General features: G+C 56.4%; 8 protein-coding genes. 5 read left to right on the forward strand and 3 right to left on the reverse strand.

All coding sequences use genetic code 11. The features are described from left to right. Nucleotides 1-71: 71 nt before the first annotated feature. Nucleotides 72-3137, reverse strand: a complete 3066-nt coding sequence (locus tag J3U87_RS17450; protein WP_237384336.1) for a CHAT domain-containing protein — start codon at nt 3135-3137, stop codon at nt 72-74. A 245-nt stretch (nt 3138-3382) separates the two neighbouring features. Between J3U87_RS17450 and J3U87_RS17455 the strand changes: the two genes are divergently transcribed. The 4 genes from J3U87_RS17455 to J3U87_RS17470 all read left to right on the forward strand — a co-directional run bounded on the left by J3U87_RS17455 (nt 3383) and on the right by J3U87_RS17470 (nt 8198). After that, the gene (locus J3U87_RS17455) at nt 3383-3883 is read left to right on the forward strand and encodes an ACT domain-containing protein (protein ID WP_237384337.1); all 501 of its coding nucleotides are present in this window, start codon (nt 3383-3385) and stop codon (nt 3881-3883) included. 216 nt (nt 3884-4099) lie between these two features. Continuing rightward, nucleotides 4100-6496 carry a TonB-dependent receptor gene (locus J3U87_RS17460; RefSeq protein ID WP_237384338.1) on the forward strand — a complete coding sequence of 799 codons (2397 nt, stop codon included), beginning with the start codon at nt 4100-4102 and terminating at the stop codon, nt 6494-6496. 86 nt (nt 6497-6582) lie between these two features. Further along, nucleotides 6583-7635 carry a CobW family GTP-binding protein gene (locus J3U87_RS17465; protein ID WP_237384339.1) on the forward strand — a complete coding sequence of 351 codons (1053 nt, stop codon included), beginning with the start codon at nt 6583-6585 and terminating at the stop codon, nt 7633-7635. Nucleotides 7636-7787: 152 nt separating this feature from the next. After that, a complete protein-coding gene (locus J3U87_RS17470) occupies nt 7788-8198 on the forward strand; it encodes a MerC domain-containing protein (RefSeq protein WP_237384340.1) in 411 nt (136 codons plus the stop codon). Nucleotides 8199-8289: 91 nt separating this feature from the next. Here the strand turns inward: J3U87_RS17470 and J3U87_RS17475 are convergent, their stop codons facing one another. Both J3U87_RS17475 and J3U87_RS17480 read right to left on the reverse strand, forming a co-directional pair. Further along, nucleotides 8290-8865 (reverse strand): TetR/AcrR family transcriptional regulator, encoded by a 576-nt coding sequence (locus J3U87_RS17475; RefSeq protein ID WP_237384341.1) that lies wholly within the window; start codon nt 8863-8865, stop codon nt 8290-8292. Nucleotides 8866-9066: 201 nt separating this feature from the next. Then, entirely contained in the window at nt 9067-10161 is a 1095-nt protein-coding gene (locus J3U87_RS17480; protein ID WP_237384342.1) for an SDR family oxidoreductase, read from the reverse strand. Between the two features lie 474 nt (nt 10162-10635). On the opposite strand from J3U87_RS17480, the gene J3U87_RS17485 reads away from it, so the two are divergent. Next, on the forward strand, nt 10636-11703 hold the full coding sequence (locus J3U87_RS17485; protein WP_237384343.1) for a thrombospondin type 3 repeat-containing protein: 1068 nt from the start codon (nt 10636-10638) through the stop codon (nt 11701-11703). Nucleotides 11704-11780 lie beyond the last annotated feature (77 nt).

Consider the following 11780-nt stretch of genomic DNA (forward strand, 5'->3'; position numbering starts at 1 on the left):
GATGTATCTCCCGAATCACCGCTCCTGCCGAGTCCCACACAAAGGCGCAACAGCGCTTCCGCCGAAAGTCGTCAATCCCAAGGCCCGATCAACTGGAATGCAGCCCAGAAAAAGGGATGGGATACGTCGACCTCGTCTCCGATCAGGGAATCGGGCAGATACTTCCATAGTCCATACTGGGGTGTTCTAACGATGGGATTCCGAATCAAGTCGATTTGGGCCTTTTGCAGGGCCACCGCTTTGTCGTCGCCGGCCTCATGGTAGCGGTAAAAATGCTCCATCAGGTGGGCTGTCGCATAATCGTGCACATTCCAAAATGAGGCAATGATCGAGCGGGCTCCCGCGAATTGGAAGGCGTGAGTCAAACCGATCAGGCCTTCGCCCCCTGCGTCCTTTCCGAGGCCCGTCTCACAGGCGGATAACACCACCAGGTCGGCTTCCAATTGGAGCTCCTCCATGATCTCCCAGCCTTGGAGAATGCCGTTCTCGTCGCCTTCCTGAAAGGCCTGGTTGATCGTCAAGACGAGGCTGGATTCCAGCGGACGTTCGGCATCGAGAAAGCCGTGGGCGGCAATGTGCAGAATGTCGGTGTGCCGGTCCAGGCTTTTGACATGGTCTTCACACGCATCCTGACGCAAGAGAGCGTCGGCTTTGTCGCCAAACAGGGCGGCGATTCGTGTCACTTCTTGTGCCGTTTGCGGCAATCGATGCCATTCTCGGGGGTTGCGTTCGAGGATTGAACGAACCGTGAAATCGATTCCTCGATGTTCAAGGACGGCCTGGTGTGTCCTGGTTTGGGTTTTCAAACGGTGTGCTTCGGCGGGTTCGAGGCGGGTTGCATAGGGCTTCGAAGGGTTTTCTTCCTGGAGATACACCGGGTCACCGATGGCCACCACCCGCGATATGGGCTTGCGGGGCTTTTCTTTGAGTTCTGCATAAACGGTCGCCGAGATCACTGAAGAAATAGGTATGGTTTCGATCAGGTATTGACGCTTCCGGGGGTCGAAAAGGAGCGCGAAGGGTATTATTTGCAGCGGTCCATCAGGGATGATGACCAGTCGTTCGGCAGATTCCAGTTCCGCTTGCAGTGGGGCGATCAGTTGCTCGAACAAAGGTGCGGACTGGGCCTTGAACTCTGAGAACGAAATCTTGGTCACCCCGAATCTGGCGGTGTCGCTGAGGGAGGATCGCACGGCGGCCACCCCCTTTTCGAAGAAGGTTTCTCCCTTTGGAATCGACACGACGCGCAAGTCAGCCTTTTTGCGCACCACGAACACCACCGTTTGCGCTTCGAACACGCAATAGGAGAGCAGCACCGTTCCGGGCTCGAGGGTGTCCCGAACCCGTTCGAAGTCGATGGGCTCGGAGGGCGCCAATTTGGGGTAGGTCGTCCGGATTTGGGCATTGATCGTTTGGTATTCATCGCGAATGTCAAAAAGTTTCCTGCGAAGGCTTTCGACTTCGGGACCGTCACCCCGTGAGCCGGCCAACCGCGCTTGTGTTTGTTCATAGCGAAATCCCGCATTTTTTCGCGCCGCGAGCAATTCTGCCGGCAGGTGGTCGCCTGAAAAGGCGAAATCCCGTTCCGCCATCATTTCAAGCAAGGTGCGGGCTCGGAAACGCTCGAGCAGATGGAAGGCCGCTTCCCTTTGATCTCGTTCCAGCAGCAGCTCGAGCAGATTTTTGTAGTACTCCTGATGTTGCCCTCGGAAGTCGGTCTGGGCTTCAAATGAGCCGCCCAACTGGGCGATTTGAGATTCCAAAACCAAAACCGCTCGATGGTAGCGTTCCTCCGCCTTGACCAGATCGCCGCGCTTTTTTGCCAGATTACCCAAATGGTTCAGGTTGGTTACGAGATTGAGGCTGTCGGGCGCCAGCTTTTCATAGATCTTCAAGGCTTGCAGGAAATACGGCTCGGCCTTTTCCAATGAACCCAGGTTGATGGTCGCGCTACCCAAGTTGGTCAGGCGGATCGCCACATCCAAGCTGTCAGGAGCCAGCTTTTCCACGATGTTCAATGATTGGAGGAAATATCGTTTCGCCTCTTCCGAGGCACTTCGCCTGCTAGCCAGCAAACCCAGATTATTCAGACTGGCTGCCACATCGAGGCTGTCCGGTGCCAGCTTTTCTCTGATGTCGAGGGCTCGGAGGTGATACTGTTCGGCCTTTTCCAAGGCCCCTTGGTAGGAAGCCACGTTTCCCAAGTTATTCAGGCTGTTTGCGACAAAGAGGCTGCTTGGTGCCAGTTTCTCCCTGATTTTCAGGGCTTGGAGGTGGTACCGTTCCGCTTGTTCGAATGCTCGGCGAGAATAAGACACGGTTCCCAAGTTATCCAGACTAGCGGCATGCTCGTGGCTGTTCGGTGCCAGCTTTTCCCTGATTGCCAAAGCTTGTTTGTAGTACCGTTCCGCCCTTTCTATCGCCCCTCTGTAGTAAGCCAGGATTCCCAGGTTGTTCAGGCTGAGTGCCAAATCGAGGCTGTCAGGTGCCAACTCTTTTTGGATGTTCAAGGCTTGAAGGAAAAAGTGTTCCCCCTTTGCCAAGTCCCCTCGGTTGGAAGCCACGTTTCCCAAGTTGCTCAGGCTACCTGCTACGAGGATGCTGCCAGGCGCCAGCTTTTCCCTGACCGTCAAGGCGCGCAGGAAATGCTCTTCCGCCTTGTCCAATTCCCCGCGACTCCAGGCCACCACGCCCAAGTTGTTCACCAGGATCGCCATCAAAAGGGGCGCATTTCGCGAATCGGCCAGGGTATCCCGAGCTTTTTGGAAGGCATTCTCGGCTTTGTCCAAGTGGCCTTGATCTTCGTACATTCGGCCCAAGCGATACTGAATCCAGGCGGCAGGGTGGAGATCGTTTTCGGCTTCGTTCATCGCCGTCCGATAGGCGTGCTCCGCATCCGCCCAGGCCCCGGCTTTCGCGGCGATGTCGCCAATGCGAAACTCAAACCAGGCTTGGTGGGGAAGGCTTCTCCAGAGGGCCGCCCCCGCATCGATCCGGCCTTCTTCCATCAACCGCCTTCCCTTGGTGTAGATTGCTTCCTGATCCTCGTTCAGTTCCGGTCGGATGGCGGCCTGCCACAAACCCAGCGACACGGAAATCACCCGTTCGGCACCATTGCGTTCACCGAAGAGTTTCACGATCCCTCGCGGGGCTTGCTCCTTTTCTATAAGGATCCAGTCGAATGGGGAGGCGAACACCCCCTGTCCGCCTTGTGGATTTGCCGGTGGATTGGGCAGCCGTTCCCAACGGTAGAATACATCGCCTGGCTCGATGCCAAATCGCGCCAACGCCGAATGATCGGAGATCGTTTCGATCACCACCCCAACCGACACTGGAGCCTTTGTCCCTTGTACGAAGCCCATGGCCTGGGTAAAAAAACACGATGCAACCCACAGCATGGCAAGGCGAACCCGACGACTCATTTTGGCCTCCCCTTTACATGCTTCGTCAAGTTTGGATCATTGGAAAAGGAAAGGCGAAATCAAAGAGTCGATTTTCAGAGAATGAATCGACAGCCAAACTCGTCGAGGGTGTTTATGTATTCGTGACCATCGAGGACCAAGCCATTCCGGCCGACATCGTTCCCCGCATGATGTTTCGCGAACAAGAAGGCACCACGTTCATCATGCTGAAATCGGAGGTCGAGCGTCACCAACTCGATTTCGCATTTCCCTGCCGCATGATCAACCTGGATGTGCATTCGTCGCTCGATGCGGTCGGCTTTATCGCCCATGTGGCAAGCGAACTCGCGAAACACGAGATGGGCGGCAATCCGGTATCTGCTTTTTTTCACGACCACTCATTCGTGCCCGATGGGCGAGAGACACAGGCGCTAAAAGTCCTGGCCCAAATAGCGGAACGCGCCGCGACAACCAAGCCTTAAAAAGACCGGATGTCTGTGCCGGGCGATGACCTCCGTTTTGAAAAAAGCATTGAGCTTTCTTTTCGAAAATGATAAACCAATATCAAAACGAACCGAAGGCTCCGGCTTTTGAATCTTCGTAACCTCTCGTTGTACATCAAGTTGTTAAAAACAATTTGCAGGGTGTCTGTCGCCAGCGATCAAATGTCGAGAGGTTCTAGAATTTGGAGATCACCTATGCGCCTACTGCGGCTTATCGCCACCTTTTGGCTGTTTTCTTCCCTCGTGTTATCAGCCGCCGGTCCACTCGCCGGCTTCGTCCACGATCACGCTCATCACGGCATCGCCGATGCCACCGTGACGATTGTCGAATCAGGACACTCGGCTACCACCGATGCCACCGGGCGCTTCCTTTTTGAAAATCTCGCTGTCGGAACCTATCACGTTCAGGCGAAAGCGAATGGTTTCGAGGCCTCGAAACCACTCGCTTTCCATCTCACCAACGAACCGGCTCAATCGCTGAATATCCAGTTAAAGCCGCTCCACCTGGAATCGCTGACCATGACCGTTACAGGCTCCACCCGATCCACCAACGAAGTCAGTCAGGTGGTCGACGTCCTGTCCGGCGAAACCTTGGACCGGATCCGCCGATTTTCTTTGGGCGATACCTTGGCAACCCGGCCGGGAATAAGCAGCACCTCCTTTGGTGCAGCAGCCGGTCGCCCCATCATTCGGGGGATGGGTGGCGACCGCATCCGCGTTTTGGAGGACGGACTGGGGACGGGGGATGTGTCGACCACCAGCGTCGACCACGCCGTCAGCGTCGATCTGGAAGGATTGGAACAAATCGAAGTCTTGCGGGGCGCCGCCTCACTCCGTTACGGAGGTTCTGCAGTCGGCGGGGTCGTCAACATGATGGATCGTCGGATTCCCACCGGCCCAAACGACCAAGCGGTCAGCGGTGTCTTGGAAATCAATGGCGATACGGCATTTGACCGCAAGGGAGGTCGCCTGCGATTGGATGGTGGGCGAAATCGCTGGGCCTGGCAGGTCAATACAACCACAGTTGAAACCGAAGACTACCAAATCCCGGGCAACTCTGAACGCTTTCCCGATGACCACGATGACGACCATCACGATGACCACGATGACGACCATGATGAATCTTCCGAGAACAGTGAAACCCTCGCTGACAGTGCCATGAACCTGAAGAAATGGGGTCTGGGCATGTCCTACACAGCCCCGAACGGGTTGGTGGGCGTTGCCTACACCGATTACCGAAATGAATACGGGGTGCCCGGTCACGAACACCATCACCACCATAAAAACGAAGATGACGATCATGACGATGACCACCACGACGAAGATCATGGCGTCGTCATCGATCTCGAGCAAAAACGGCTTGATGTCGAAAGTTCGCTTTTCATCGATAGCGATACCCTTCCGCAACTGCAACTCAAATTCGCGGCAACGGATTACGAACATACCGAAGCTGAAGGCGAAGCCCTTGGAACACGGTTCGATAACGAGTACGTAGAGGGCCGTCTGGAAGCGGTGACCCAAAACTGGGGCCTTTTCGATCAGGGGCGCGTGGGGCTTCACTATTCCAAACGCGACTTCTCCGCCTTGGGCGAAGAAGCGTTCGTCTTGCCCAATACCACCGAGGGATTTGCGGCCTTTCTATTTCAAGAAAAGGTATTTGCGACTTGGAACTTGAACATGGGAGCCCGTTTCGACCACCGTCGGAATCGCGGTTCCGTTGGATCGGTGGATCACGATCACGATCACGATCATGACCACGATGACGACGATCATGACCACGACGACGACCACAAGAGTGAAGAACGGGAGGAAACGTTTTACAGCCGCGATTTTGATGGCCTCAGCGCTGCGTTAGGCTTCGTTTTCGGTACCCGATCACCCTACAATCTGGCTGTCAACCTCACCCATACCGAGCGCGCTCCGACGGCCGAATCCCTGTTTGCATCCGGCGCCCATATCGCGACCGGCACCTTCGAACTGGGCAACCCCAATCTCAGCCGTGAAACGGGCAGAGGTGTCGACGTCCAGTTGCGCAAAACCCAAGGTCGGCTTCGCGGTGACATCACGCTGTTTTACACGGATTTCGCCAACTACATCTTCGAGAGCTTTACCGGCGAAGAAATCGACGGCCTTCAAGAAGCGGTGTTCACCCAGGCCGACAGCAGGCATTGGGGTGTCGAAGCCCAAATCAACATGGGCCTGTTGGAAAAGGGATCGCATGAAGTGCGGTGGACCCTTCAATACGATCAAGTTCGAGCCCGCCTTCAAAACGGCCCGCCCTTGCCTCGCATCACACCGCAACGCCTGGCCTCCGAACTTGCCTGGAAATGGTCTCAGGTCCACACCTACTTCGAAGTGCAGCGCACGGCATCCCAGGACCGGGTCGCTCCCTTTGAAACGACCAGTGAGGCCTTCACCCTGGTCAACCTCAGCGCCAGCTACCGTTTTCACTATGCGGGCCTCGATCATCAAGTACTCTTGCGCGGTCAAAACCTGACCGATGAGGAGGCTCGACTTCACACCAGCTTCCTCAAGGATCGGGTGTTACAGCCAGGCCGCAACCTCTCGCTTTCCTACCGCCTGAACTTTTAAACAAGCGTTCTCGGCACGGGCCTCGACGCCCGAACCATGGGCACTCATCGGCTTGACGGGGGTGCCTCTCGACCAAAAGGTGTTCCATGATTCCGGTAACCATTCTCAGCGGGTTCCTCGGCAGCGGCAAAACGACCCTGCTAAACCACCTGTTAAAACAACCACACGAGGAGCGCATCGGCGTCCTGGTGAACGATTTCGGTTCGATCGATATCGATGGCGACCTGGTCGTCGGCGTTACCGGCGAAACCCTGAAACTTTCCGGTGGTTGCATTTGTTGCACCATTCGCGATGACCTGGAGCAGGTCGTCTTCGATCTCCTCTCCTCGGAAGATCCCCCGCAACGTTTGGTGATCGAGGCCAGTGGGGTGTCCGATCCAACTTCTGTTGCGATGACGTTCTTTGTCGGTCGTTTGAAGAATCTGTGCCGTGTCGAGACCCTCGTCACCCTGATCGATAGCGAAACCTTCTTCCAAACACCGGTAAACCTCACTCATCTCTTGGAGCGTCAGCTATACGTGGCCGATCTGATCGTGCTCAACAAAAGCGATCTCTGTCCTTCGGAAAAACTGGATGCCGTCAGCACTCTGATCCGCTCTGAATTTCCACGAGCCCGGATCATCCGCACACGTCATGGCGAGGTCCCTTTAGAGCTACTGTTCGAGCGATCGGAATCCGATTTTTCACCGGAGCAAGCGCAAGACCCGATCGAGAGCCATGTCCACACGGTTCACGACCACCACCATCATCACCACACGCCTCACACGCTTATTTTCGAGACCTGGTCGTTCACCTGCGACCATCCACTGGACCGCGAGCGATTGTTTGATGTTCTGAGCCGGCTATCCTCGCAAGTTTATCGGGCAAAGGGATTCGTTCACGCCCAGGATGTCCCCAGCCGAGAAATCGTTTTCCATGTGGCGGGAAAAAGGGTCAACCAGAGTATCGGTAACCCGTGGGGAGCGCGCGCTCCCCAAACCAGACTCGTCTTTATTGCGGAGAAGGGGCATTGCTTCGATGAGCTAAAGGATCAATTGCAGGAATGTACATCACTTAAAAAGCGAACGACTTTCGAAAAGCCGGCTGGTGCCGATGCCTGGCTGGAACGTTTTGCCTCGCGCGTTCGCGCCCGATATTGAGAACCTCGATCAATGAAAAGGTGGTTTGCCATGAATTCGGGTCAGTCTGACAAATTCGGTTCAAGGGCACCTGGGTCGCGGGCTCGGTGCTTTAGGGGACGTGGCCGTATCGGTGGGTCTCAACTCAATTATGAATGGAAAAGGAGCATCTCATGATCGCGATATCCGAACATCGTTTGGATCAATTTGGCGTAGTCGCCAGTACTGCCTGTGCCCTCCACTGCATGATTTTGGGCCTCGCGCCGGTGGCATTGGCCACCAGTGGATTGGGGGCATTATTCGGCCATGAAGCCGAGTGGGCATTCAGCCTCTCAGCCGGCCTCTTGGCCCTGCTCGCCGCCGCTTTTGGCTTTCGGGCCCATGGTTCGGTTCGGGTCGTGGCCATCCTTTTGGGTGGCACCACAGCGCTAATCGTTTCCCGGTTTCTCGAAGAATGGGGCGTTCATGGTTTTGGAACCGTGATCGGAATTTTCGGTGGTCTTGGCCTCGTCAGCGGCCACTTCCTCAATCTCAAGGCCAGACGGGACTGCGAGTGCTGTTCAACCTGCCTTTCCCCGGAATAGGCGGTCACTTGGGCTCAAAGGCAACAGGCTTGGCCCTGTCCATTCCCTAGGCTTCAGCGGGAAAGCTACGAGGGCCGCGGGGATCCCAGGGTCAACTGATCGATGCCGCGCCGGGAAGCAGCGCGGCAAACGACAGTCTGGCTTCGGCCTTCACCTGGTCGGGCTCTTCCCCGGAACCTAGCTGGCGGAGCACCGTGGTCACCTGGGTGTCGAGGTAACGCGCAGCGAGCCGCGGTGTGACATCGTTTCGAGCCTCGCCGAGGCTCCGAGCGCGAAGGAACAACGCCTCGTATGCCTCCTGAAGGCTGTGGACCATCGCGTCGACGCGAGCCTTCGCCAGGGTACCGAGTGACTCCGGCGAACCGCGCATCTTGACGAGTAGACAGCCCTGCGGCGCGTCCCGGGGAGCGGTCAAGGTGTCGATCATGGATTCGAGGGTTTCCGCAAACGAACGCTCGGAGTCCAGGCCCGCGATCATCGGGGCGATCACCACCTTGCCGTAGCACTCCAGTGCAGCGTCGAGAAGCCCGTCTTCTCCTCCGAATTCTCGATAAAGCGAGGGCTTCGACAGGTTGGTCCTTCGACAGACCTCGTTGATCGAGAGGGCCTGCACGCCCTCCCGCCAGTAGTTCTCCATCGCAAGCATCACGGTCGGCTCGCGCTCCATGGTGCGGGGTCTCCCGCGTTTCCTCTTTTGTTCCATATGATGAGGCCTTTTGCTTCCTACGCAATGTGTTGACAGGTCACAGGCATGCCTGCCGCAATGAATGTACCGCCAAGATCGAAAATCGCCAACCCCGGTCCCGCCAGGGATTGGCCAAATTCAATCTGCGGAAAGGGCACCTTCGCCATTTCGAGGTCTCGAGATTCAGCCGGTTGTCTGACTGATGTGCTTCACGGCTTGTGCGGTTTCGAGAACGGATTGATCGATGGGGGTCGGATTCCACCTGAAGAGCTCGCGCGCCGTCGAGTTGTCCGATTTCAGGTTCATGTCCAGCATCCCGACCAAGCCCTTCGCCTCGCGGTCAAAGAACGACAGGAATCGAAGCATGAGGTTCGGTGCCACCCGCGTACCGACACGCCCGTAGCCGCTTTTTTTGAGAGTCTGGGCCATCTCGAGGAAACTGACCGGCTCGGACAGGGCGGCGATGATGCGTCTTCCCGCGGCTTTCTCGTTGGTCATGGCGCTCAGATGGATTTTCGCCACGTCCCTGACATCGACCATGGGGAACGCGGTTTTCGGAACCAGGGGCATCTTGCCGGCGATCATCTTCCCCACCATCGTCATGGTTTGGCCGCTGACGTTCCGTCCAAGCGGTGGTCCCAGAACGCCTCCCGGATTCACCACCACGAGCTCGAAGGACTCGTCGCCGGGCAGACTCTTCATGTAGTCCCAAGCCGCTTTCTCGGCCAGGGTTTTGCTTTTCGTGTAGGTACTTATCTCCTTCGAGTTGGTATCCGTCCAGGCCTGTGGGCCGAACTGCCCCTCCTTCATGCTCCCCATCATCGAGAGGACCGAACTCGTGAGGACGAGCCGCTTGACGCCGGCACTGCGAGCCGCGCGCAGGGCTCGAAGCGTTCCTTCGACTGCTGGGATGATCATTTCATCTTCGTGCTTGGGGTTCGCGAGAGTAAAGGGCGATGCAACATGTAAGACGTAGTCACACCCCTCGTTCGCCTCTGCCCATCCCGTGTCTTTGGTCAGGTCGAGCTCGACGAAATCGAGCTTGGTCGCGTCGACGTTCGCCGACGCCATGGTCTCGCGAACCTCTTTCTCTTTTTTAAGGCTACGGACCGACCCGCGAACGCGGTACCCCGCTCGCAGGAGCTCCGCGGCACAATGAAGCCCGATGTAACCCGATACGCCCGTAACCAGTACTGTTTCTTTCATGATGATATCCTCCCGGATCGAATTGACCGGCATTTTTATACCAGTTGGTACGATAAAGATAGAGGGAGCCATCCCGCCTGTCAATCATTAAAATACCATTCGGTACGAAAATAATTCGAGATGGACCCAGAGCGCAACGGAGAGGATCGGGAAAGACGGGGAAACGGACGCCAGCGATCTCACGAAGGCCTGATCGAAGGGGCTATCCGGGAATTGCCAAAACCCCAATGAGGCACGTGGGTCCTGCTGCGAGGGGGGAATTCGCCGACAGAGAAAATAGGTCGTTCAAATATGCCGAATGCCTCGAGAGATAAAACAAGCCTAAATCGCTGTGGGTGAGATTTTTGGATTCCGGTAAATCTGGAACTCCCGCTTTTTTCGTGATTTTTGGCGGGTTTCGAAAAGGCCTGGGGCTTACAGGATAACGCCACGGAAATACGACGGCAGGTCCCCCCAGCGTTACCCATGGGTCTTGGTTGAATCTCTCGACGTTCATGTGGCGCCCGGCCTGCTCGTTCGCGGCGAAACGGAAAAAAGGAGCCCACTGTGAGATATTTGTTTTTCTCTCTCTTGGTAACCGCCATGGTCGTTGCTGGCAATCAGCCGCCCCCGCGCCTGCTAAATACGGACGCCATGCTTTTTTATGAGCACTCCCTGAAGCATCTGGCGAAAACCGACGAAACCCACCGAAGCCGCATCGCCTTCGAAGTGGAAGACACCACCCTTTTCGAGATCAATACCAGCTTCGGGTTGGTGGGTCTGGAAGGAGATTACCTGCTGGTCCCCACCAGTTCCGCCAGCAAGATCGCGGTACTGCGCAGCCTGGCTTCGCAAACCAACCTTCGTGTGGATATCTTTCTCGATGACGAGCTCATCGAATCCTTCGGCTGGTCGGATTTCGAAGAATACAACAAGACGTTGAAGGAAGATTACGACAAAGCCCACTTGATCGAACTCTACAAAAACTTGGTGCCGAACGAAAAGGTGTCCGTGAACCACGCCGCTGAACTCAAGGTAGACACGCTCGACCTTTTGGCGCGCAACGCCGGCAAGAACAAGGCTGGCTCCGACGATTGCGGCTGCTACCAAGCGTTGATGCAGTGCTACAACACCTGCGACCAGTTCAAACAAGCACCTTCCGGTGGTTCCGGGACCCCCAACCACCTCATCCACTGCGGCCATTGCGACGAGGTTTACGCCGAGTGTGTCGCCCAATGCCCTACCAGCGACTTTGACGGAGATGGTGTCCCCAACAATGAGGACAACTGCCCCCACACCGCGAACCCTGGCCAATACGACTGCGATCGTGACGGTATCGGTGGCGCTTGCGACCCCGTGAACTCGAATTACATGACCTTCAGTACCACCCCCTGCCACATCGACGAAGACGGGCTCGGCGGATGGTGGTTCCGCCTCGAGCTGTGGGTCGAGGACTACCAGGTGGATGTTTCCCAATGCCGCAAGCCGCCCCGCTATGTGCGCCGACTCCAGAACGAGGTTCGCTGCATCAACCAGAGCGAATACCAGTGCTGCAAAGGCGAACTGCGACCCGAACCCGCCAGTTTGTGTGACACCATCCTCGAGAACAACACGTGCCAAAGCGCCAACCAATAACCAGTAGCATCGGCGGCGCCTCGACGAGGCGCCGTTTTTCATACATCCCGGCCAACTCCGAAAGGTAAAGTCAGCCG

The sequence above is a fragment of the Sulfidibacter corallicola genome (assembly GCF_017498545.1).
GTDB classification, from domain to species: Bacteria; Acidobacteriota; Holophagae; order Acanthopleuribacterales; family Acanthopleuribacteraceae; genus Sulfidibacter; species Sulfidibacter corallicola.